21 protein-coding genes are annotated in these 25,348 nt (G+C 32.3%); 16 read left to right on the forward strand and 5 right to left on the reverse strand.

From position 1 onward, the window contains the following. Positions 1-123 precede the first annotated feature (123 nt). From AC3IF2_RS12865 to AC3IF2_RS12880, 4 genes are all read right to left on the reverse strand, one after another. Positions 124-984, reverse strand: a complete 861-nt coding sequence (locus tag AC3IF2_RS12865) for a DMT family transporter (RefSeq protein WP_489167900.1) — start codon at positions 982-984, stop codon at positions 124-126. Continuing rightward, a complete protein-coding gene (gene mfd / locus AC3IF2_RS12870) occupies positions 981-4,364 on the reverse strand; it encodes a transcription-repair coupling factor (protein WP_489167901.1) in 3,384 nt (1,127 codons plus the stop codon). The genes AC3IF2_RS12865 and mfd overlap by 4 nt, the downstream gene beginning before the upstream one ends. A 65-nt stretch (positions 4,365-4,429) precedes the next feature. Further along, positions 4,430-5,053 (reverse strand): TrmH family RNA methyltransferase, encoded by a 624-nt coding sequence (locus tag AC3IF2_RS12875; protein WP_489167903.1) that lies wholly within the window; start codon positions 5,051-5,053, stop codon positions 4,430-4,432. 48 nt (positions 5,054-5,101) lie between these two features. Then, positions 5,102-6,262: an aminotransferase class V-fold PLP-dependent enzyme gene (locus AC3IF2_RS12880; RefSeq protein WP_489167905.1), complete on the reverse strand. Its 1,161-nt coding sequence runs from the start codon at positions 6,260-6,262 to the stop codon at positions 5,102-5,104. An 85-nt stretch (positions 6,263-6,347) separates the two neighbouring features. On the opposite strand from AC3IF2_RS12880, the gene AC3IF2_RS12885 reads away from it, so the two are divergent. The 9 genes from AC3IF2_RS12885 (at position 6,348) to panB (ending at position 16,349) form a co-directional block, all read left to right on the forward strand. Next, positions 6,348-7,007 carry a metal-dependent transcriptional regulator gene (locus tag AC3IF2_RS12885; RefSeq protein WP_489167907.1) on the forward strand — a complete coding sequence of 220 codons (660 nt, stop codon included), beginning with the start codon at positions 6,348-6,350 and terminating at the stop codon, positions 7,005-7,007. 3 nt (positions 7,008-7,010) lie between these two features. Further along, positions 7,011-7,787, forward strand: a complete 777-nt coding sequence (locus AC3IF2_RS12890; RefSeq protein WP_489167909.1) for a transporter — start codon at positions 7,011-7,013, stop codon at positions 7,785-7,787. Between the two features lie 10 nt (positions 7,788-7,797). Then, positions 7,798-8,709, forward strand: coding sequence for a metal ABC transporter solute-binding protein, Zn/Mn family (locus tag AC3IF2_RS12895; protein ID WP_489167911.1), 912 nt, complete (start codon positions 7,798-7,800; stop codon positions 8,707-8,709). Between the two features lie 75 nt (positions 8,710-8,784). Then, a complete protein-coding gene (locus AC3IF2_RS12900; protein WP_489167913.1) occupies positions 8,785-9,525 on the forward strand; it encodes a metal ABC transporter ATP-binding protein in 741 nt (246 codons plus the stop codon). Beyond that, positions 9,525-10,655, forward strand: a complete 1,131-nt coding sequence (locus AC3IF2_RS12905) for a metal ABC transporter permease (RefSeq protein ID WP_489167915.1) — start codon at positions 9,525-9,527, stop codon at positions 10,653-10,655. The genes AC3IF2_RS12900 and AC3IF2_RS12905 overlap by 1 nt, the downstream gene beginning before the upstream one ends. After that, on the forward strand, positions 10,648-11,808 hold the full coding sequence (locus AC3IF2_RS12910) for a metal ABC transporter permease (protein ID WP_489167917.1): 1,161 nt from the start codon (positions 10,648-10,650) through the stop codon (positions 11,806-11,808). Before AC3IF2_RS12905 ends, AC3IF2_RS12910 begins: the two co-directional genes overlap by 8 nt. Before the next feature lie 27 nt (positions 11,809-11,835). Continuing rightward, positions 11,836-14,967, forward strand: a complete 3,132-nt coding sequence (locus tag AC3IF2_RS12915) for a UvrD-helicase domain-containing protein (protein ID WP_489167919.1) — start codon at positions 11,836-11,838, stop codon at positions 14,965-14,967. A gap of 40 nt (positions 14,968-15,007) precedes the next feature. After that, positions 15,008-15,514: a CvpA family protein gene (locus AC3IF2_RS12920; RefSeq protein WP_489167921.1), complete on the forward strand. Its 507-nt coding sequence runs from the start codon at positions 15,008-15,010 to the stop codon at positions 15,512-15,514. A 16-nt stretch (positions 15,515-15,530) separates the two neighbouring features. After that, complete coding sequence (gene panB / locus AC3IF2_RS12925) at positions 15,531-16,349, forward strand: 3-methyl-2-oxobutanoate hydroxymethyltransferase (protein ID WP_489167922.1); 819 nt, start codon at positions 15,531-15,533, stop codon at positions 16,347-16,349. A 63-nt stretch (positions 16,350-16,412) separates the two neighbouring features. On the opposite strand, the gene AC3IF2_RS12930 is transcribed toward panB, so the two are convergent. Beyond that, a complete protein-coding gene (locus AC3IF2_RS12930; protein WP_489167923.1) occupies positions 16,413-19,043 on the reverse strand; it encodes a TonB-dependent receptor in 2,631 nt (876 codons plus the stop codon). Between the two features lie 201 nt (positions 19,044-19,244). Here AC3IF2_RS12930 and AC3IF2_RS12935 point away from each other — a divergent pair, with 201 nt between their 5' ends. The 7 genes from AC3IF2_RS12935 (at position 19,245) to AC3IF2_RS12965 (ending at position 25,347) form a co-directional block, all read left to right on the forward strand. Further along, positions 19,245-20,249 (forward strand): AAA family ATPase, encoded by a 1,005-nt coding sequence (locus tag AC3IF2_RS12935; protein WP_489167925.1) that lies wholly within the window; start codon positions 19,245-19,247, stop codon positions 20,247-20,249. A gap of 89 nt (positions 20,250-20,338) precedes the next feature. Beyond that, complete coding sequence (locus AC3IF2_RS12940) at positions 20,339-21,208, forward strand: DUF58 domain-containing protein (RefSeq protein WP_489167926.1); 870 nt, start codon at positions 20,339-20,341, stop codon at positions 21,206-21,208. 16 nt (positions 21,209-21,224) lie between these two features. After that, positions 21,225-22,148, forward strand: a complete 924-nt coding sequence (locus tag AC3IF2_RS12945) for a hypothetical protein (RefSeq protein ID WP_489167927.1) — start codon at positions 21,225-21,227, stop codon at positions 22,146-22,148. Further along, the gene (locus AC3IF2_RS12950; RefSeq protein WP_489168013.1) at positions 22,132-23,136 is read left to right on the forward strand and encodes a vWA domain-containing protein; all 1,005 of its coding nucleotides are present in this window, start codon (positions 22,132-22,134) and stop codon (positions 23,134-23,136) included. The genes AC3IF2_RS12945 and AC3IF2_RS12950 overlap by 17 nt, the downstream gene beginning before the upstream one ends. Further along, positions 23,136-24,179, forward strand: a complete 1,044-nt coding sequence (locus AC3IF2_RS12955; RefSeq protein ID WP_489167929.1) for a VWA domain-containing protein — start codon at positions 23,136-23,138, stop codon at positions 24,177-24,179. The genes AC3IF2_RS12950 and AC3IF2_RS12955 overlap by 1 nt, the downstream gene beginning before the upstream one ends. After that, entirely contained in the window at positions 24,179-24,973 is a 795-nt protein-coding gene (locus AC3IF2_RS12960) for a tetratricopeptide repeat protein (RefSeq protein WP_489167930.1), read from the forward strand. Before AC3IF2_RS12955 ends, AC3IF2_RS12960 begins: the two co-directional genes overlap by 1 nt. Beyond that, positions 24,973-25,347, forward strand: a complete 375-nt coding sequence (locus AC3IF2_RS12965; RefSeq protein ID WP_489167932.1) for a VOC family protein — start codon at positions 24,973-24,975, stop codon at positions 25,345-25,347. The genes AC3IF2_RS12960 and AC3IF2_RS12965 overlap by 1 nt, the downstream gene beginning before the upstream one ends. Position 25,348: the final 1 nt, after the last annotated feature.

Below are 25,348 nucleotides of genomic sequence, written 5' to 3' on the forward strand. Positions count from 1 at the left end.
TCATAATTCTTTGATTATATTTTTGATAAAGTTTCTAACGCCTTATCAACAGGATGATAAAACTTTACTGCGAGTATCTGAGTTCTAGATTTTACGAGGATGATTTTGTAAAAAATAAGTCATTCAGTTTTTACTCGATTGAATACTTTCTATTATTACAGTAGACAGTATTAAAACTCCACCAATAATAGTTTTAGAAGAGGGTATTTCACTTAAAAATAACACTCCTAGCAAAATACCATATATAGGCTGTATACTACTCATAATACTTGCACTCGATATTGAGAAATTTTTAAAACTCTTTACAAATAGAGTATGCCCTATAGCAGTAGTAAGTAAAGCCAAAACAATTAGTGCTTTCCAATCATTTACACTAGGTTGCACCTCAAAAAGAAAAAGTACTGGCGATAAAACTAATACAAGCGTTATTAATTGATATAGCATCAACATTGAACCATTATAAGTTGATATTTTCTTTTTAAGAATTATGTTTCTAATAGCATAAAAAATAGCTGAGAGCAAACCTAAAAGAATGCCTTTTGTATAATTGTTTTCTATGCTTAACTCTGGAGTTAAAAAATAGATGCCAACCAAAACGATAATGCCAAGTAGTACGTGTTTTTTATTGAGCTTTGAATTGAAAAAAACAGGCTCTAATAAGGCCGTAATTACTGGATATGTAAATAAAGAAAGCATTGCAATTGCAACATTAGATAATTGCAGACTGTGGAAATAAGTTATCCAATGAGCACCTAAAAAAACACCGCTTAAAGCAATTGTTTTCCAGTCTTTTTTGCTGGTAATTTTTAAACCTATTTTTTGATACCAGCAAAAAATTCCAAGTATAACCATAGCCAATAAACATCGAATCCAAATAGTGACTGGTGGCGGCATTGAAATATAACGACCTAAAACACCTGAAGTACTAATAAATAGCATTGCTAAATTAAGCTCTACAAGATGTTTTAAATGTTGATTTTTCAAGTCAATATTTTTTTCAGAATAGCAAATGCCTTATCCACAGAATTTATGTTATCAAAAGAAAGTAATAAACGTAAACCTAATTTGGTTTCTTTTTCTTTCATTTTACAGATAGATGAATTATGCTGCACAAACTTTAAAATGCGTGTAAATATTTCACTTTGGTAAAAAGGTGATTGTTGATCAGAAACAAAGTACCCGATCATCTTTCCTTTCTTTAAAATCAATCGAGTTATACCTAATTGTTTAGCAATCCATTTTAATCGAACACTATTTAATAAATCTTGAGCTTGCACTGGTAATTCACCAAATCGATCAATTAATTGAGATTCATAAGTCATCAATTCTTCTTCATTCTTTAGAGCACTAAGGTCGTTATACAAACTCAAACGTTCTTTTATAGAGTTGATATAATCATCTGGGAAAAGAATCTCAAAATCTGTATCTATTTGCGTATCCTTTACAAATGTTTTAGGCGTATCATCATCATTTTTATATAAGTCTTTAAATTCATTTTCTTTCAACTCATCAATAGCTTCATTCAATATTTTTTGATAGGTTTCAAAACCGATATCATTAATAAACCCACTTTGTTCACCACCTAATAAATCACCAGCACCACGTATTTCTAAGTCTTTCATTGCAATATTGAATCCGCTACCTAGATCAGAAAATAATTCTAATGCTTGAATACGTTTTCTGGCTTCGTCAGTCATCATATGATATGGCGGCGTAATAAAATAACAGAAGGCTTTTTTATTAGAACGACCCACGCGTCCTCGCATTTGATGCAGATCAGACAAGCCAAAATAGTTTGCATTATTAATAAAGATAGTATTGGCATTTGGCACATCAAGACCGCTTTCCACAATAGTGGTAGAAATCAAGACATCAAATTCATTATTCATAAAACTAAGCATCAATTGCTCTAGCTTTTTCCCTTCCATTTGACCATGACCAATACCTACTTTTGCATCTGGTAGTAAACGTTGAATCAATCCAGCAACTTCTTTAATATTTTCAATACGATTATGAATAAAAAAGACTTGACCACCACGAGAGATTTCATACTGAATAGCATCTCGAATGGTTTCTTCGCTAAAGCGGATAATATTAGTTTCAACAGGATGTCGATTTGGTGGCGGCGTATTAATAACCGATAAATCACGCGCTGCCATTAACGAAAATTGTAATGTTCTTGGTATTGGTGTTGCTGTTAAGGTTAATGTATCAACATTTTCTTTAATAGTCTTTAACTTATCTTTTACAGAAACACCAAATTTTTGCTCTTCATCAACAATCAATAAGCCTAAATCTTTGAATTTAACATTTTTATTTACCAATTGATGCGTACCAATCACAATGTCTACGGCTCCACTTTTTAATCCATCAATAACCACATTGCGCTGTTTAGTAGTTCTAAACCTATTTAAATAATCTACTGTTACCGGAAAGTTTTTTAAACGTTCACTAAAAGTTCTAAAGTGTTGAAATGCTAAAATGGTAGTTGGCACTAAAATGGCTACTTGTTTTCCATTATCAACTGCTTTAAAAGCTGCGCGGATGGCTACCTCAGTTTTCCCAAAACCTACATCCCCACAAACTAACCTATCCATAGGCTGCTGACTTTGCATATCTTGCTTTACGTCAGCAGTTGCTTTAGATTGATCAGGGGTATCTTCGTACATAAAACTAGACTCCAATTCCAATTGCATATAACTATCAGGATTGTAAGCATACCCTTTTTGCATTTTACGCTTAGCATAGAGTTGAATTAAATCATATGCAATCTGTTTTACACGAGTTTTGGTCTTTTGTTTGAGTTTTTTCCAAGCTCCAGAACCTAGTTTAAACAACTTAGGAACCTTGCCATCTTTACCGTTATATTTAGAAATTTTATGGAGTGAATGAATGCTAATGTAGAGTACATCTCTATCTCCATAAATAAGCTTAATTGCTTCTTGTTTTTTGCCTTCTACATCAATTTTTTGGAGTCCGCCAAACCTACCAATGCCATGATCGATATGTGTTACATAATCACCAATTTGTAAACTATTTAGTTCTTTTAAAGTAATAGATTGCTTTTTAGCAAAGCCACTTTTTAATCTGAATTTATGATAACGTTCAAATATTTGATGGTCTGTATAGCAAGCAATTTTGTGTTCTGCATCAATAAATCCTTGATATAATGGAAAAACAATGGTTTTATAAGTGACATCTTCATCAACATCATCAAAAATATCATGAAAACGTTGTGCTTGTTTTTCATTGGCGCAAAACAGATAATTCTCTATGCCGTTTTTATTATTTTCATTGAGATTTTCAATCAATAAATTGAATTGTTTATTAAAAGAAGGTTGAGGGGAAACATTAAATTCAATTTGAACGTCATTCCGAACTTGTTTCGGAATCTCATCATGCGATGCTGAAACAAGTTCAGCATGACGACTGTTTCCAATCTCTACAAAGCTATACTCTTCTAATTGTTGCTTTATGAGGTCACTATTACAGAATAAAGCTTCTGGTTCAGATAATTTTAATTCACCTTTTGTTTCGACAAAAGCCACTTGAGCTTTATTAAATAATTTATCTAATCGACCAAAAAGCAACTCTCTATTTTTAGAAAAAATGACTGTTTTATTAGTGATATACTTTATAAAACTCTCACGCTTTTCTTGTAGTTTTTTATTCTCAACATTTGGTAGAATACTAATCTTTTTTTCTTTTTCTGTTGATAGTTGAGTTTCAATGTCAAAAGTTCGTATACTATCAACTTCATCACCAAAAAATTCGATTCTATAGGGCTCTTCGTTAGAAAAAGAGAACACATCAATAATACCACCACGAACTGCAAATTCACCAGGTTCAGTAACAAAATCAACACGATTAAATTGGTACTCAAACAATACTTCGTTTACAAAATCGAGTGAGATTTGTTCACCTACACTTAATTTTAATGTGCTTCGTTCTAGTTCACTTTTAGTAACAACTTTTTCGAACAACGCATCAGGATAGGTAACAATAACAGCTGGTTTTTTGCGTGAATTGATACGATTTAAAACTTCTGAACGCAATAAAATATTGACGTTATCAGTTTCTTCTATCTGATAAGGTCTACGATATGAGCCTGGATAAAACAGTACATTTTTATCGCCTAATAATTGTTCTAAATCGTTTAAATAATAGGCCGCTTCCTCTTTATCATTAAATATTAATAAGTAGGGTTTTTCAACCTGTTTAAAGCTACTTGAAATTACAAAAGACAATGAAGATCCTGCCAAATGCTGTAGTTGGAGCTTTTGGTTTTCTTGTTGAAGTTGTTGAACAATCTGCTTTATTTTAGGCGATTGTTCGTAAAGAGAAACAATGGTTTGTTTACTCAATTGTTAAAATTTTGGGCAAATATATACTTAATGATTAAATTACTTATGTAGTTACCACCAATTATTTACTCTGCTTTTACTTTAGGGTCATGTTTCTGCCCACGTTTGTTTTTACTTTGATATTCTCTTCGTTGTTTGGCTATTTCATACAATACAATTCCAGAAGAAGTTCCCAAATTCAGACTTTCAATAATCCCAAACATTTCAATTTGAATGCAGGCGACACTATTTTCAACTGCCAATTGACTAATTCCACGTGATTCATTTCCAAACCAAACGGCAAGTCTTTTTTGAGTAAAGTTTGTTTCGTGTAAAATTACATTGGTTTTACCTTTTATATGAGGTGAAGTAACTACTGAAGTAAATCTATTATTGTTTAAATGATCAATACATTCTTGAGTGTTTTCAAAAGTTTTAACAAAACTCCATTTAATTGCTGAAACAGAAGGCTTAATTAAAGAACGCCTTTCTCTCATTTCTTGCCAATCATCTGGTAGTCGGTTTTGACTGTCGATAACATAAAGTTTTTCAACTCCTAGCGCGTTTATATTCCGAATTACGGTTCCGATATTTTTAATCATATTCGGCTCTTCTAGAACGGCAATTAGATTTTTGCACCTATGTTTTTTTATTTCGTCAGCTCTTTTTCGCAAAGAACTTTTTTCATTTATTTCAATTTCTTTACTCATTTCTCAAATTATTCTAATGACTATATATTATGGGGTGTAATTAAAAATTTACTTAAAACACTGAATCAATCTCTCAAAATCTTGCTTATCATTATAAACATTCGAAGATATTCGAATGGCATTACCACGAAATGAAACATATACATTATTATTATAGAATGTAGTTTTGAGCTTTTCTAAATCAACATGTTCTGGTAAATAAACGCCAAATAAATGTTTTCTTCGATAAGCATCTTCTTCAATAAAGCAGTCTAGCTCTCTTAATTTTTCAATGGCAGACTTAGAAATTGAATGACAGTATTGTTGTATGTTTTTTGGTTGCCATTCTTGTAATTGCTCTATACTTTTTGTCATCATTGGGGTAGCAATAAATTGTGAACGCTCACCCATATTATAACGACCTGCTTTTGGTTGGTATTCATCTTGGTAATTCACCAAATTTCTAAAGTCTTCGCTACCCTTTCTATTAATCCAGTTTTCCTCAAGAGGCACACCATCATTAAATCGATCAGAATAGTAAGCCATTCCCATAGAGTATAAACCTAGTAACCATTTATAACCTACTGTAATTAAAGCATCAGGCTCAATCTTTTTAACAGAAAATGGTACAGCTCCAATATTTTGAGAGCCGTCTATAATAAGCAATGCATCATTTTGAGTTGTCTTTTCTCGAATTGGTTTTAAATCGAAAATGGTACCATCTGCCCAATGACAAGGGCCCATGGCTACAACCGCAGTGTTTTTATTAATTGCTTGTAAGATACTGTCATTCCAAAGTTTACCTCTGTTCGAGAATTCAATTGGAACTTTTACAGTTATGAGCTTAGCGTTATATTGATCTGTTAATCTTTTCCACACATAATAATTACTAGGAAATTGCTCGTCTATAACTACAACTTCATCACCAGCTTTTAGCTTTATATTATTTGCAACAGTAGATAATCCGTAAGACGCAGAAGGAATAATAGCCGTATTATGATAATTTGGAGCATCAATAAATTTTGCAAAAGTCTTTCGAAGCTCTTCGGTATGGGTAAAAAAATCTTCAGATTTTATTAAGTGAGGTAAAGCTTCTTTTGTAATCAACTCATGACCAATTTTTTCAACTGTTTTTAATATTGGAGAACGTGAAGCTCCATTAAAATAAGTAATGTCTTCGGGTAATTTAAATTTATCTTTTTGGCAAGCGAGTATTTCCAATGTTTCCATATTCAAATGTATGGGTTTTGATTAACAATTTAAATTTTTAGACATGTCTAAAAATTTATTTATATTTATCAAAAATTAATTGATTGTGTTTTCACAGGCCGAAGAAAATTACTTAAAAGCTATTTACTCATTAGAAGCAATTGCAACTAAAGGAGTGAACACCAATTTGATTGCTAAAAAGATGCAAACAAAAGCTTCTTCGGTTACAGATATGATAAAGAAATTATCAGATAAGGGGCTTGTTGATTATAAAAAATATCAAGGAGCTCAATTGTCAAAAAAAGGAAAAAGTATTGCGGTGTCTATAGTACGCAAGCATCGTTTATGGGAATGTTTTTTGGTCGATAAACTCAATTTTTCCTGGGATGAAGTACATGATATTGCTGAACAATTGGAACATATTAAATCAGAGACATTAATAGATAATTTAGATGCTTTTTTAGAATTTCCTACAGTTGACCCTCACGGTGACCCAATTCCCGATAAGGAAGGAAACATTACCGCAAGAAAGAAAGTGAAACTATCTACTTTAAAACCACAAGAGGAAAGCCAATTGTTGGGGGTAAAAGATTCATCAGATGAATTTTTAAGGTATTTGAACAATAAGAACATCGCAATCGGTAATCATATTAAGGTGGTGAGCATTGAGCCTTTTGATAAATCGATGCAGATAGAAATTAACAAGAACGAATTATTAATCACTGAAGAAGTCGCCAAGAATTTATTGGTAAAAGAATTAGAATAATAGATGAAGAAACAAAATTACATTGTCGTACTATTTTTATTAGCAAGTGTTGTATTCTCTAATGCACAAGAAGAAGATAAAAAACAAGATTATGGAATTATTTCTACCGATAGGCCAGATCAAACAGAAGCTTCTAATTTAGTACCAAAAAAGTTTTTGCAAGTTGAGACGGGAGCGTTCTTTGAATCATTAAATGATGTTGATGCAACGACCTATAATACAACTTTACTTCGCTATGGATTATTAGATAACCTTGAATTAAGATTAGGATTTGACAATACCGAAGTTAAATTTAACTCTAATACAATTGCAAGTGGATTTTCACCTTTGTTATTAGGTGTGAAAATAGGCATTACCGAAGAAAAAGGAGTGCTACCAGAAATTGCTTTTATTGGTCATATTAATTCTAACTTTTTAGCTTCAAACGATTATAAAACTATGAATACGGCTGTTGATTTTAGATTTTCATTATCACATACATTGAGTCAAAAATCAAGTATAGGTTACAACCTCGGTATGGCTTGGGATGGAGATACAACAGAACCATCATATGTATATACTGTTGCCTATGGATATAATATTTCAGACAAAGTAGGAGCTTATATAGAATTATATGGTGATTTGCCTGAAGACAATAGAGCTATACATAAATGGGATGCTGGTTTAACTTATTTATTAAGTGATAATATTCAATTAGATATTTCTGGAGGAACAGGAATAACAAAAAATGTACAAGATTTATTTTTAAGTGCAGGTATAAGTTTTAGAATACCTGAATAAAATAGAAAAGATGAGAAAAGTAGTATTTATATTTCTTGCTTTAGCAATAATTAGCTGCAAGACAAAAGAAAAAAATGAGAACGGTAAGCTGCAGGTTGTAACTACCACCACAATGATTACTGATCTCTTAAAGAATATTGGTGGCGATAAAATAGATGTACAAGGTTTGATGGGTACAGGTGTTGACCCACATTTATACAAAGCCAGTGAAGGCGATGTAAGCAAATTATTTAATGCAGATGTAGTTATTTATAATGGACTACATTTAGAAGGGAAACTAGAGGAAGTTTTTGAAAAAATGCGTCATCAAAATAAAAAAGTGATTGCAGTTGCAGAAGCAGTAGATGAAAAGACTTTAATTGGGTCAGAATATTTTGCTTCTAATTACGATCCACATATCTGGTTCGATATTGATAATTGGGAACGTGTTACACTATATGTAGTTACTAGGCTATCTGATCTTGATCCAAAAAATGCTGAAACTTATCAGACAAACGGAAAAGGCTATTTAAATCGTTTAGCAATTCTAAAAACAGCTATTAACACAGCAATAAATCAGTTACCTGTTGAAAAACGAATTTTGGTAACAGCACATGATGCATTTAACTATTTTGGTAAAGCTTATAATTTTCAAGTAGTTGGTTTGCAAGGGTTGTCTACAGCTACAGAAGCTGGTGTGCAAGATGTTCAAAAAATGGGCAATTTTATTATAGAAAATAAAGTAAAAGCCATTTTCGTAGAAAGTTCGGTGCCAAAAAGAACAATAGAAGCTTTGCAAGAAGCTGTAAAATCAAAAGGATTTGAAACTGTAATTGGCGGAACATTGTTTTCTGATGCTTTAGGAAGTGATGGAACTGAAGAAGGGACTTATGTTGGTATGTATAAATACAATGTAAAAACCATAGTTGACGCATTGAAATAATTTGTCATTCTGAACAAAGTGAAGAATCTAAATTTAATTACTTCGCTAGGCTCAGTATGACACTTAAAAATAAAAATGAGCAATAAAAAACTAGCAGTAACGGTAGACGATTTAACAGTAGCTTATAACTATAAACCAGTACTATGGGATATTGATTTAGCGATACCAGAAGGTGTATTGATGGCCATTGTTGGCCCAAATGGCGCTGGAAAATCAACTTTAATAAAAGCTATCTTAGGAATTATTGAGCCGATTGCTGGCAGTATCTCTATTTACAATAAACCATACAATAAACAGCGTAAACTAGTAGCGTATGTGCCTCAAAAGGGAAGTGTTGATTGGGATTTCCCAACAACGGCTTTAGATGTAGTAATGATGGGTACGTATGGTAGCTTAGGATGGATTAAAAGACCAGGACAAAAACAAAAAAAAGCTGCACTAGAAGCTCTAGAAAAAGTAGGGATGCTCGCTTTTAAAGACCGGCAAATTTCACAGCTTTCGGGAGGGCAGCAACAACGAATTTTTTTAGCTAGAGCATTGGTGCAAAATGCATCTATTTATTTTATGGATGAACCCTTTCAAGGGGTAGATGCCACTACAGAAATTGCTATTATTAATATTTTGAAAGAACTCCGTAAAGCGGGAAAAACATTAATTGTAGTTCATCATGACTTGCAAACGGTTCCTGAATATTTTGACTGGGTAACATTCCTTAATGTAAAGAAGATTGCTACAGGTCCTGTAAAAGATATTTTTAATGATGATAATCTAACAAAGACCTACGGAATCAATTATAAAGTAAGTATTCAAGAATAATGGATTTTTTAGAGTACTTTAAACTTGTTTTCACCGATTATACGCTACGTACAATTACGTTAGGCACGGCTATTTTAGGCGCTATCTGTGGTATGCTGGGTAGTTTTGCAGTGCTTAGAAAGCAAAGTTTATTGGGTGATGCAATCTCGCATGCGGCCTTACCAGGAATAGCCATCGCATTTTTAATTACTGGAACAAAAGAAACAAATATCCTTTTAATTGGTGCTTTAATAAGCGGATTAATAGGTGCTTTTTGGATTCGAGGAATCATTAGAAAAACGCATTTAAAATCAGATACAGCACTAGGATTGATCTTATCACTCTTTTTCGGATTCGGTATGTTATTGCTAACATTCATCCAAAAACAACCCAATGCTAATCAATCAGGCTTAGATAAATTTCTATTCGGTCAGGCTGCAACATTACTAGCAAGAGATGTATGGTTTATGGCAATAGTCACGGGAGTTTGTTTAATTGTATTATTGTTATTTTGGAAAGAATTCAAACTGTTATTATTTGATGCAGATTATACCAAAACGCTAGGGTTTGACACCAAATTCATCGATATTTTAATCACATCTTTTATAGTATTAGCAATTGTTTTGGGTCTACAAACAGTTGGTGTAGTACTGATGAGCGCCATGTTACTAGCTCCCGCAGCAGCAGCACGACAATGGACTAATAGTTTGGGCATCATGGTTGTTTTAGCTGCAATTTTCGGGGCTTTTGCAGGAGTAATTGGCACAGGCATTAGTGCCAGTCAAAGCAATTTATCAACCGGACCAGTAATTGTATTGGTAGCTGCTGTTTTTGTGATCTTTTCCTTTATTTTTTCACCTTCAAGAGGATTGTTATTTCGACAAATACGACTCATTAAAAACAGAAGAGACTTACAATTGCACAAGACTTTAGCCTTTATGTTTGGTATTGCCGAAACGCATGAAGATAAATCACACCCACATACAATAAAAATCTTAAATAATTTTCAAGGATTTACTAGAAGTACACTAAAAAAACTTGAAGACAGAAACTATATCAAGATTAATGGTCAAATGTGGTCAATGACAAATGAAGGCTATAATTTTGCTGGTAATTTATACAATCAACAAGTAGAAAAAGAAGATGAGTAGCGCGCAATTCGAAATACAATTAATAGCCAGTTTAGTCGCAATTGCTTGTGCTATTCCGGGAGTGTTCTTAGTGTTAAGAAAAATGGCATTAATTAGCGATGCCATTAGCCATTCTATTTTACCTGGCTTGGTCATTGGTTTTTTTATTACGCATGACTTAGGCTCGCCATTATTGATCTTTATGGCAGCATTATCTGGCATTATTACGGTCGTATTGGTGGAATACATTCAAAAAACAGGATTGGTAAAAGAAGACACAGCAATAGGTTTAGTCTTTCCAGCGCTATTTAGTATTGGTGTTATTTTAATAGCTAAAAATGCCAATGATGTACACCTAGATATCGATGTGGTGCTATTAGGCGAATTAGCTTTTGCGCCTTTTGATCGAATTATTGTAGATGGTATGGATGTAGGCCCAAAATCATTATGGGTAATAGGTTGCATCCTTTTGGTTACACTCATTTTATTATTTGCCTTTTTTAAAGAATTAAAAGTAAGCACCTTTGATGCCGGTTTAGCGACTGCACTTGGTTTTTCACCTGTAGTGATGCATTATGGACTTATGAGTATAGCTTCGGTTACTACCGTTGGGGCATTCGATGCTGTGGGCGCTATTTTGGTTGTAGCTTTAATGATCGCTCCGGCCGCGACCGCTTATTTATTGACGAATGATCTAAAAAAAATGTTGCTATTGTCTGTTTTATTTGGAGTCTTTTCAGCAATTGCAGGATATTGGGTGGCGCATTGGCTAGACGCTTCAATTTCAGGCTCAATGACAACAGTACTAGGGTTGGTATTTTTATTAGTGTACTTGTTTGCCCCTAACAGAGGATTGATTTCAGTACTATATCGTAACAAACAGCAACAAATAGAAGTACAATTACTGACTTTTTTATTACATCTGAATAACCATCAGGAAGAACAAGAACGTCATATCAACCACTTAAATGAACATATTAATTGGCATAAAGTGAAATCGCAATCAGTAGTAGATTTAGCTTTAAAAAATAATATGGTTACTATTGAAAAAAATATTATTTCCCTTACCAGAAAAGGAAAATCGTTTACCGATAAAGCCATTGATTACATTATTACAAACGATGATACGGGTATCGAATCGATGAAGGAAGATTTCTTCTTATTTAGGGGTTAATTTTTGTATTTTGCATAAAATTCTACGGTGCAAAAACCTACAACATTTAAAGTCTATAACGCTTCTGCGGGAAGCGGTAAAACTTTTACGTTAGTTAAGGAATTTCTTAAGATTCTATTAAGTACTCCAGATTCAAATCGCTTTCAGAATATTTTAGCAATTACTTTTACTAATAAGGCTGCAGCCGAAATGAAAGAACGTGTTATTTCTAATTTGCGCGATTTCTCTAAAGCGGAGATTTTACAAGATAAAACAGCTATGTTTTTGCAAATAGAAAATGATACGGATATTCAGGATAGTATATTATATCAACGATCAAAGAAAGTTCTACAAAATATTCTTCATAACTACTCAGCTTTTAATATTACTACAATAGATAGTTTCACCCATCGATTGATTCGAAATTTTGCTTTTGATTTGGGTTTATCTCTCAATTTTGATGTAGAGATGGACACTAAATCATTATTGAATGAAGCAGTTGATCTACTTATTTCTAAAATTGGTGAAGACAAAGAATTAACTAAAGTACTGATCGATTTTTCATTACAAAAAGCAAATGAAGATAAGTCTTGGGATGTATCAAGAGAGTTAAAAGAAATTGCTCAAATCTTATTGAATGAAAATGATTTGTTGCATGTGCAACAATTAAAAGATAAGTCACTTGAAGATTTTATTGAACTAAAAGAAAGCCTTCAAAAGAAATTAAAATTAGCTGAAAAAGAATTTGAAGAAATAGGAAAACAAGGGTTAGAACTTATTGAAAATTTTGAGATTGATCATAAAGACTTTTATTATTCACAATTCCCAAAGCATTTTCAATATAGTATATCAGATATTTCTAAACTGAACTTCGATAAGAGTAAAGGTTTAGCAAAAAGTATTGAGAACAGACAGTTTTATACAAAAAATAAACCCGAAGAGGTTAAAACTGCTATAGATAGCATTGTGAATCCTTTATTAAATTTATACGATCAATCCGGGAAATTATACCAAGAGTATTCCTTATATAAACTGTTTTTAAGTAGTCTAATTCCATTGGCGGTTTTAAGTAAGATCAATGAAAGTTTAGAAGAATTAAAAACAGATAAAAACATTCACCTAAATGCAGAGTTTAACCAACTTATTAGTGAGCATTTGCGAGAGCAGCCCGCAGCATTTATTTATGAACGTATTGGTGAAAAATACAAGCATTATTTTATTGATGAAATGCAAGATACTTCAAAACTACAATGGCAAAACTTAGTTCCATTAATAGGTAATGCGCTATCACAAGAAAGATCAAGCTTATTATTGGTTGGCGATGCCAAACAATCTATTTACCGATGGCGTGGCGGAGAAGCAGAACAATTTATTAGCTTGGCTAATAAAGAGAATCCTTTTTTTATGGAAAAAAAGATTTCTCAACTAGAAATAAACTATCGGAGTTATTCTGAGATTATAAATTTTAATAATGACTTTTTTCAATTTCTATCAAAGTACTTTAATAAAACAGCACACTCAGAGATCTACTCTAAAGAAAATCAACAACAGCTTACAGATAAAATTGGCGGTTATGTAAATGTGTCTTTTATAAAAGAAGGGTTATTGGCCTCGGAAAAGGACGAGATTTATCCTAAAAAAATATTAGATATTATCAATAATATTAAATACGATTTTGATCTTAATGAAGTTTGCATACTAACCAGAACTCGAAAACAGGGGGTCATTATTGCCAATTATTTAACCGAAAATGGTATTGATATTATCAGTTCAGAAACCTTGTTGCTACAGAATTCTACCAAGGTGCAATTTATTGTTGACTTACTATCATACTTACATCAACAATCTAATAAAGAGGCCCAATTAAAAGTTCTATATTTTCTGTTTAACCATATAAGGCCTCAGCACAATAAGCATGAATTTTTAAGTAAGTTTATTGACTATGAAACTGAGCAATTGTTTAATGAATTAAAAGAATTTAATATTAATTTTAGTTATGAAACATTTTCACAATTACCTATTTATGAAAGTGTAGAATACATTATTAGAGGTTTTAATCTAACTGAAACTTCAGATGCATATTTACAGTTCTTTTTAGATGAAATATTACAATTTTCAATTAAAAAATCAGAAACTACGTCAGGATTTTTAGAGTACTGGAATGAAAAAAGAGAGAGTTTAAGTATCGTAATTCCCGAAGAAAAAAATGCTGTTAGAATTATGACGATTCATAAATCAAAAGGATTGGAGTTTCCAGTAGTAATTTTTCCTTATGACTTAGATATATATCGTGAGCTGAACCCAAAAACTTGGTATCCTATTAAAGAAAAAGAGCAATTTAATAACTTCGAAAGTTTGTTGGTGAATGCAAATAAATCTTTAGAACAATCAAGTAAGATAGGTTCATCATTATACCAACAAAGAAGAAATGAATTAGAGCTAGACAATATTAATTTACTTTATGTTACACTTACCAGAGCTATTGAACAACTTTATATAATTTCAGAGAATAGAAAGCTTATAGGTGAGCCAAAGTGGTATTCACAATTCTTTTTAGAATATTTAAAATCAAAAAATGAATTTGAAAAAGATAGAATTGAGTATGAATTTGGTATAAAAGAACGTGTTTCTATAAAGAAATTAACTAGAACGAATAGTTATGAATTAAAGCAGTTTATCAGTTCACCATGGCAAGGTCATAATATTACTATAGTTGCAACTTCTAGCCTACTCTGGGATTCTGAAAAAGGAGCATCTATTCTTTATGGTAATTTAATACATGAAATTTTAGCTAAGGTTAAAACAAAGGCTGATTTAGATGAAGCTATTGAGCATTTTGTAATTAATGGAACAATTACCAAAGACCAAATAGAAGAGATTACTAAAGTGGTTAAAAATGTAATTGAGCATCCTCAGTTAGAAAAGTATTTCCAACAAAATCTTACAGTTTATAATGAGCGTGAAATTTTAACTACCGACAAAGAAATTATTATTCCAGATCGTTTGGTTATAGAAGAAAATAATCAAGCCACCATTATTGATTACAAAACGGGAAAGCCAGATAAAAATTATCATTTTCAGCTAGAATTGTATGCAAATACTATTGAACAGCTAGGCATTAAGGTTAAAAAAAAGATGTTAATTTATATTGCTGACATAATTGAAATTGAAGAAGTATGATTAAAAGTAATATCTTTGACAACCTTATCAAATTAATTGAATGAGCACCATAGATATTATCCTAGCAGCAATATTACTTTTCGGATTGGTAAAAGGATTTATGAAAGGATTATTTGTTGAAATTACTTCGCTTGTAGCTTTAGTATTGGGTTTATATGGGGCTATTCATTTCTCTTATTTTATATCAGATTTTTTAAAGGAAAGAGTTGAGTGGTCAGAAAAATATATTCAGATCATAGCATTTGCCAGTACGTTTGTTCTAATAGTTTTATTAATTTCTTTATCAGGAAAATTACTCACAAAACTTGCCGATGCTGCATCATTAGGTATTATGAATAAAGTTTTTGGAGGAGTATTCGGATTATTAAAAATAGGACTGATATTAAGTGTAGTATTGATAGTATTTGATAAGTTAAATAGAAATTTACCTTTTGTTAATGAAGAAAAGTTGGAAACTTCGATATTATATAAACCAGTTAAAAATTTAGCCCCAATAATTTTCCCTTCAATTTTAGAAAGAGAATGGGATGCTGTTAAAAAAAGGTAATCTAATAATATAAAAAATGTCAACAGCCAAAAAAGAATACAAAAGAATTACAACCAAAACTTTAGTTGAAATGAAGCGTAATGGTGAAAAAATCGCCATGTTAACTGCTTATGATTATAGTATGGCCAAAATTGTAGACCATGCTGGTATCGATGTGATTTTAGTAGGTGATTCTGCATCAAACGTTATGGCAGGTCATGAAACTACCTTGCCAATTACCTTAGATCAAATGATCTATCATGCTACCTCGGTAGTAAGAGCTATAGAACGTTGTTTGGTGGTTGTAGATATTCCTTTTGGGAGTTATCAATCAGACCCGAAAGAAGCGCTACGTTCTGCAATTAGAATTATGAAAGAATCTGGCGGACACGCAGTCAAGCTGGAAGGAGGGAAGGAAGTTAAGGAGTCGATAAAACGAATTTTAAATGCTGGTATTCCAGTTATGGGACATTTAGGATTAACACCACAATCTATTTATAAATTTGGCACATACACGGTTCGTGCAAAAGAAGAAGAGGAGGCTGATAAGTTAAAAGAGGATGCTAAACTTTTAGAAAAATTAGGTTGTTTTGCTGTTGTCTTAGAAAAAGTACCGGCAAAATTAGCCAAAGAAGTCGCAGAAAGTATTTCTATACCTGTAATTGGTATTGGAGCTGGTAATGGTGTTGATGGTCAGGTATTAGTAATACATGATATGTTAGGAATGACACATGAATTTAATCCACGTTTTTTGCGTCGTTATCTTGATTTATATACCGAAATGAATGGTGCTTTTAAACAATATATCTCAGACGTAAAGTCTAGAGATTTTCCTAGTGACAAAGAACAATACTAAAGATATTATTTCTATAGAATAAAAAACCTCGCAACTGCGAGGTTTTTTTTATTAATTCATTTTTTAAAAACTAAACGTAATACCAGCTTTTAAAACAGTTCCTAAGAAACCAAATTGATTTACTTCCCATGGATACCTAAAGCGACCACCTAAATCTGTAACAACATCGCCACCAGTTACAATTTCATCAGGATATACATCTAAAACATTATTAGCTGTAATATTGGCACTAAACTTATCAGAGAAATTATAATTAAGAATAACATCAGTTACAACTTTTCCCCCAAAAGTTTGGTCATTTGCAGGAGTTGAAGCATGTTGCCAAGTTACCTCACCAAAGTAAGTATTGTTTAAAGTAGCACTAAATTTATTGATTTGATAATTCAAACCTAATGTTCCTTTAATGTTTGGCCTAGCACTTTCAATTCTAGAAGCTTCCTTTCTATTAAAGATTTCGTAACCATTTGCAGCTAAGATCCCTGGTGCAGTAACTGTACCTTGTATTTCAGTTTTATTCCAGTTTCCTGCTAGAGTAACGTTTAACTCGCCTTCGCCTAATTCAATATTATTATAGTTTGCAACGAAATCAATACCATTAGTTTTTGTATCTACGGCATTAGTAAAGAATTTTAAACTAGTTACACTAAAATCATTTAAAATTGCCTCAACAGGATTAATTGTTGTGTCATCACCGTCGAAACCTATTTCTCCGGTAAAAAGAACGCGGTCATCTACTGAAACATTATAATAATCTAATGAGATATTAAATTGAGGTGAAACTTTATAAGTTATACCTGCAGATATATTATTTGAAGTTTCAGCTTTTAACTGTGGTACCCCCAATCCTTCTCTAATAACAGGGTCTACATTATTAAAAGTACCCTGATTAGATACTGTGCCTCCAGAAACTAAAGTTTGTATATTACTTAAATAAATTTGATGTAATGCCGGAGCCCTAAAACCTGTACTGTACGAACCTCTAATGGCTCCATTGTCACCAAGTTTGTAACGACCATTAACTTTCCAAGATGTATTATCTCCAAAGTCACTAAAATCTTCATATCTAACAGCACCGCCAATTAAAAATTCATCTGAAACATCCCATGTTAGGTCAACATAAGCACCAATACTGCTTCTACCTTCACTTAAAGCATTTGAAGGCTGAAGACCAGGAAAAGATTGTGCTCCTCCTCCGAAATAAGATTCAGACTGCCCAGCATCAACTGTAAAGTTTTCATTTCTTGCCTCAAAACCAAATGCCAAGCCTAAGTCACCAAAACTTCTATTGATATCTAAATTACCAATTAAATTTCTAAAACCATATCCACCTGCATTAAAACGAGTAGGACTATCAGCTCCTAAATCAACATTTAAGGTATTTCCAATCGTATAATCAACAGTATTTATTCCAAAAGTTCCGCTTACATCAAAATTAAATTCACCCAATTGAAATTTTACACCCAAACCATCAATATTATCTACGATATCTGTCTCAAAAGTTGGTTGAAACCCTTGATAGGTTGAGCCAGCTTCATGTAAAAGATTAAATGGATCTGAAACCCAATATGGAGCTCTATATAAAGCAAAACTTTTACCATCTCTAATTGTAATTCCTGCAAAGGCATAAAATTCTCCTTTTCCATTTTTAAATGGAACACCAGCGTTAACCATAAAATCTACTTTTTGAAGATCTGGTTGACCAACTGTCATCCCTAAATTAGGATTTTGGCTTAACCATGTTCCCCAAGTAGGATCATTTGCTTGTACGCCAAACAAGCCATCAAAGCCAGGTTCACCTGCTCTATTGGTATGCTCTTGCTTATAAAAACCCAAAGTGTAATTCAAAAACCCTCCACCTTCAATATCAATTGAAGAATTAAAGTCCGCGCCAAAATTAAATCCGTCACCTTCGGTTGTAACTCCTGAATTCACATTAATTGTTGAATTCTCAACACCCTTTTTTAAAACGATATTGATTACACCTGCTATAGCATCAGAACCATATTGTGCAGATGCTCCATCACGTAAAACTTCTACACGCTCAATGGCGGCAGTTGGAATACTTTTCATATCTGTTCCCACTTCACCTTTACCTGGAGTATCATTAATATAAACTAATGAACTTAAGTTTTTTCGTTTTCCATTTACTAAAACTAATGTTCTACTTGGACCTAAGTTTCTTAAATCTGCAGGGTCAAAGTGAGCAGTTGCATCAGAAATTGTTTGATTTGATGAATTATAAGACGGTATTTTATAAGTCAACATTTGATCAACGGTTACTTGTCCACTGCTAACCAACTCTTTTGCACTTACATTATCAATGGGTACTGGTGAGTCTAAAATAGTTCTAGGTTTAGCTCTGTTACCAACTATAACAACTTCATCTAAACCTACACCACCCTCATCTAAAGAAATACTAACTTTACTTTCAGAAGTGACATTAATTTCTTTAGTAGTAAAGCCAAGAGATGATACTACAATCGTTACTGGTAATTGATTAACGACTAAACTGAAATCACCATTTTGATCAGTTGTAGTTCCATTAGAAGTTCCTTTTTCTATAACATTTGCAAAAGGAATAGGGTTACCGTTAGCATCAGTTACTGTTCCACTAACTGTTTGCGCAATAATCCCTAAGGGAAGCATAAACAGCAAGAAAAAAATTGCTTTTTTAAATAGTAATGTTAGTTTCATATATTTAAATTAATTAGTTAGAAGTATAACAAAGATTGTAAAAAAAAGTTATAAATCAATTTTTCAAGTGCTTTTTAAAATATAAAGTATTTAAAAAGATAAGCTCTTTTAACCTATTTTTAACAACAAAAACAAGGGTTTAGCACTATGTTTGCTTTCCTGTAAAAAATAATTTAGTATTGCATAAATTTTTTTAAAAGTATGGAAGAAACAGCTACAAGCGTTGATATTAGAGCGATTAATGAAAAAATAGAAAAAGAAAGTGCTTTTGTAGATTTATTAAACCTTGAAATGAACAAGGTAATTGTTGGCCAAAAGCATATGGTTGAACGATTATTAATAGGTCTTTTGGGCAATGGGCATATACTTTTAGAAGGTGTTCCTGGCTTAGCAAAGACGCTAGCAATTAATACATTATCTAAGGCCGTGAAAGGTTCTTTTAGTAGAATACAATTTACGCCTGACTTACTACCTGCCGATGTTGTTGGTACCATGATTTATAATATGAAAGAGAATGATTTCTCAATTAAGAAAGGGCCAATTTTTGCAAATTTTGTATTAGCTGATGAGATCAACCGTGCTCCTGCTAAGGTTCAATCGGCATTGTTAGAAGCTATGCAAGAACATCAGGTGACTATTGGAGATACATCATTTCAATTAGATCAACCATTCTTAGTTATGGCCACACAGAATCCAATTGAACAAGAAGGAACGTATCCTCTACCTGAAGCACAGGTTGATAGGTTTATGTTAAAAACGGTTATTGATTACCCTAAGCATGCCGAAGAACAATTAATTATGCGAAACAACTTAAGAGGAAGTTTCGAAAAAGTAAATGCTGTAGTTGATCTTAAGCAAATTTTAAGTGCTAGAAATGCTGTTCAAGAAGTATATATGGATGAAAAAATAGAGAAATATATACTTGATATCATTTTTGCAACACGCTACCCCGAAGATTTTAGATTACCTGAGTTAAGTCCACTAATCGGTTTTGGTGCTTCACCTCGTGGTAGTATCAATTTGGCAATGGCTTCAAAATGTTATGCATTTATTAAGCGTAGAGGTTACGTAATACCAGAGGATGTACGTGCTGTTGTTCATGATGTTTTACGTCACAGAATAGGTGTTACTTACGAGGCCGAAGCTGAAAATGTAACTTCAGTAGATATTATCAATAAAATTGTTAATCAAGTAGAAGTACCTTAATCTTTACTGTCATTCCTGCCAAAGTATCAGGAACCCTTTTAACTACTCAAATTTAAGATTTCGTAGATTCGAAATGACAATTAAAGAAAATGGATACCAAAGAAATACTTAAGAAAGTTCGTAAAATAGAAATTAAGACACGTCGCTTGTCTGATCACATATTTTCGGGTGAATATCATAGCTCTTTTAAAGGACGAGGTATGACCTTTTCTGAAGTTCGTCAGTATCAATATGGTGACGATATTAGAAGTATTGATTGGAATGTTACTGCTCGCTATAATGAACCTTATGTGAAAGTTTTTGAGGAAGAGCGTGAGTTAACAATGGTATTAATGGTAGATGTAAGTAGTTCTGAGCTATTTGGTACCACACAGCAATTTAAACGAGAAACTATTACAGAAATAAGCGCAACACTAGCTTTTTCTGCCATACAAAATAATGATAAAGTTGGCTTATTATTATTTTCTGATGACATTGAATTATTTATACCTCCTAAAAAAGGTAAAACTCATGTTTTAAGGATTATTAGAGAATTAATTGAGTTTAAACCGAAAAGTAAGAAAACAAATATTGAACAGGCTCTAAGGTATTTATCGAATGTAATGAAAAAGAAGGCAATAGTTTTTGTACTGTCTGATTTTATGGATGAAGGTTACGATAACGCTTTAAAAATAGTTGGTAGAAAGCATGATGTAACAGGTATTAGAGTCTATGACAAATATGAAGAAGAGATTCCAAAATTAGGAATGGTACCAATGTTAGACGCAGAAACTGGCAAAACTATTTTAGTAAATACAAATTCTAAGCAAGTAAGAACAAATTATAAAGCTCATTATTTAAAAACTGTTGACTATTATCAAAATACATTTACTAGGAGCGGTTCAGGAACAATTAGCACGAGAATTGATGAAAGCTATGTTAAAAAATTACTCAGTTATTTTAAACGTAAAGGAGCTTAGTTTCGACGAAGATTAAATGAAAATATTTTTACTACATATAACCTTCTTTTTCAGCTTTATAAGCTTTGCACAAGATTTACCTAAAGTCAAAGCCGAAGTAGACACTACAAAAATTAGAATTGGCGAGAGTATCAATTATCAAATTACTGTAGAAAATGCGGATAAAGGAGTTGTATTTCCGGAATTACAATTAGATAGTTTAGGTAGAGTAGAAGTAGTTGAATCTTTACCAATAGATACTTTAAAAGAAAAATTAATTAAAAAATATGTACTAACTAGTTTTGATAGTGGTAGATATAAAATACCGGAACAACGTATATTAATTTGGACACAAGAATATTTAACAGATTCTCTAATTATAGAGGTTACAACTGTGGCTGTTGATACAACAAAACAGGCTATGTTTCCTATAAAGGCAATTCAAAATGAACCTTATACTTTTGAGGACTTTAAAAAATATTTATGGTGGTTATTAGGAGCTTTACTACTTATAGCAATTATCTTATATTTTGTTTTCAGAAAGAAAGAAACTATTGAGGAAATCGAAGCTCGAATACCACCATATCAATTGGCATTACAAAGGTTGAATGAATTAGATGGCAAACAGTTATGGCAGAAGAATAAGATCAAACAGTATTATGTAGAGCTTACTGATATTGTAAGAACATATATAGAACGCGAATTGAAGATTCCAGCCTTAGAATCAACAACCGATGAATTAATGGAAACTATTGGAGATTTCAATACTTCAAGTTCATTAAACATTCCAAAAGAGACAGTAGATAAATTAAATAATTTATTAAAAGATGCTGATTTAGTGAAGTTTGCCAAGTTTAAACCACTTGCAAACGATATTGAATTACATAGAAATAGTGCAGGTGAAATAATAGACGAGTTACATCCTAAAGTAAATGTAGATGAAGATGAAGCTGTGGAATAATTTAGAATTTACAAATCCAGAATTATTATGGCTGTTATTGTTAATACCAGCTTTAGCGATGTGGTATTTTTTTAGCCGTAAAAAAGATGCTGCCAGGTTAACAATGGCAAGCACAAAAGGGTTTGCCCAGCAATCAATAATAGCAAAACTAAAACCACTACTATATGTATTGCGCTTATTAGCTTTAACAGGATTGATTCTTGCACTAGCAAGACCAAGAAATGTAGAGGTAAGTAAACGAACTAAAACCACACGAGGTATTGATATTGTCATGGCAATAGATGTTTCGGCAAGTATGCTAGCAAAAGACCTAAAGCCAAATCGTCTCGAAGCTCTAAAAGATGTTGCTAATAATTTCATCAATAAGCGTCCAAATGATAGAATTGGCATCGTGGTTTATGCAGGTGAAAGTTTTACGCAAACACCAATTACAAGCGATAAACGTATTGTAAAAAATACTGTTCGTAAAATTAAATGGGGAGACCTTGAAGGCGGAACTGCCATTGGCATGGGATTGGGTTCTGCAGTAAATCGATTGAAAGAAAGTAAAGCAAAGAGCAAGGTTATTATTTTATTAACGGACGGAGTAAATAATGCTGGATTTGTTGACCCCAAAACAGCAACCGAATTGGCAAAAGAACTTGGGATTAAGGTTTATACAATTGGACTCGGAACCAATGGTACTGCTCTTTTTCCTTATGCACGTGATGCCTCTGGCGGATTACTTTTTAGAAACGCACCTGTTGAGATAGATGAAGGTTTACTAAAGTTTATTGCAAATGAGACTGAGGGCGAATATTTTAGAGCTACAGATAATAAGAAACTAGCATCTATCTATGATGAAATCAACAAATTAGAAAAAACAGAAATAGAAGAATTTAAGTATTATAATTATCAAGAACGTTATAGACCTTTAGTGTTATTGGCTGGTTTTTTAGTATTGTTTGAAATGGCATTGCGTTTTACAATATTTAGAAGTTTTATATAATGTATCAATTAGAAGAACAAAAATATTTTATCTATTTCGTAGCTATTGCTGCGCTACTAGTTGCATTTTTGCTAGTTGCTTTATGGAAACGGAATAAACAAAAGAAATTTGCTGATATTTCTTTGTTAGAAAGATTGAGCCCTGAGACTTCTGCTTTTAAATCTGTTTTAAAAATTTTAACGATAGCTGCTGCATTATCTTTTTTAATTATCGCACTTGTCAATCCCAAAATGGGGACAAAATTGAAAACGGTAAAGCGCCAAGGGGTTGATATTGTTTTTGCTTTAGATGTTTCGAGAAGTATGCTAGCAGAAGATATAGCACCCAATAGATTGGAAAAATCTAAACAGTTAATTTCTAAAATTGTAGATAAACTTGGTAGTGATCGTGTTGGTATTATCATTTATGCTGGTAATGCTTATCCTCTATTGCCCATTACTACAGATCATGCTGCGGCTAAGATGTTTCTTCAAAACGCGAACCCAGATATGGTGTCTTCGCAAGGAACAGCCATTAACGAAGCATTGAAATTAGCAAAAAGCTATTTTGATGATGATGAACAAACTAACCGTTATCTGTTTGTAATTTCTGATGGCGAAGATCATGAAGAAAATGTTAAATATATTGCAGATGAAACTACCGAGGAGGGAATTAAAATTTATACAATTGGTGTAGGTACTGCTAAGGGAGATCCTATTCCGCTTAGAAGAGATGGTGTATTTATAGGCCATAAAAAAGATAGAGAAGGAGAGGTGGTGATTACCCAATTGAACGATAAAACCCTAAAAACCATTGCATCAGATGGTAAAGGTGAATATCTTTACGGAAATAATACAGCTAAAACGGTTGATTATATAGATGAATTATTGTTAGCTGCTGATAAAAAAGAATTTGAAACGAAGCAGTTTTCAGATTTCAAAGATCAGTTTCAATGGTTTATAGGTTTAGGGATTTTATTTTTAGTATTAGATACTTTAATGTTTAATAAAAAGACAAAATGGATTCAGCAATTGAATTTATTTAATGATAAAAAAATAGAATAATGAGATTACTTGCTATAATTTTTATGTTGATTTCATCAATAGGCTTTGCTCAACAGAAGAATAAAAAACCAGCAACTGAACAACCTGAAAAGAAAATTTTTAGGGATGGCAACGATTTCTACAATCAGAATAATTTTGTAGATGCAGAAGTTCAATATAAAAAAGCTTTAGAGCTAAATCCTAATTACGAAAAAGCTAATTATAATTTGGGTAACGCAATTTATCAGCAAAATAGATTTAAAGAAGCGGTACCAATATATGACCTGGTTACTAAAACTACCGAAGATAAGTTGACTAAAGCTGAGAATTATCATAACATTGGTAATTCGATGATGAAAGAAAAGGATTATGATAAAGCCATAGAGGCCTATAAAAATGCGTTGCGGAATAACTCTAAAGATGATGAAACACGTTATAATTTAGCATTGGCTCAAAAACTAAGAAAAAAGGAAGCTGATAATAAAAAAGACGATAAAAATAATAAAGACAAGAACAACAAGGATAAAGAAGATAAAGACAAAAAGGATAATAAAGACCAAAATAAAGATAAGAACGACCAAGGAGATAAGGATAAAGACAAAAAAGGAGACGACAACAAAGATCAAAACAAGAACGAAGGAGAAAAGGATAAGAAAAAACAAGAACAGCAGCAGAAGCCACAGCAAAATAAATTGTCTCAACAACAAATTAAGCAGTTGTTAGAGGCAATGAATAATGAAGAGAATAAAACGCAAAAGAAGATCAATGCCAAAAAGGCTAAGGGGCGAAAAATAAAACAAGAAAAAGACTGGTAATGAATTTAAATCAGGTAACAATACCATCATTAGATGTGTATAAATCAACTGAGTTTTACAAAACCTTGGGGTTAAAACTTATAGTTGATGCGTTGCCGCGCTATGTTCGTTTTGAATGTCCAGATGGAGATTCAACCTTTTCGATTCATTTAGTTGAAAATTTGCCCAAAGGTGAAGGACCATCTATTTATTTTGAAGATGAAGACTTAGATAAAACAGTTGAAAATTTGGTAGTTAAAGGATTGCAATTTGACGAATTACCAAATGACAAACCATGGGGTTGGCGAGAAGCAAGATTAAAAGACGCTGATAATAATCAAATAATTATTTTTAACGGTGGTACATATCGAAAAAACCCACCTTGGCGTGTTTAAA

Source organism: Maritimimonas rapanae (assembly GCF_057837205.1).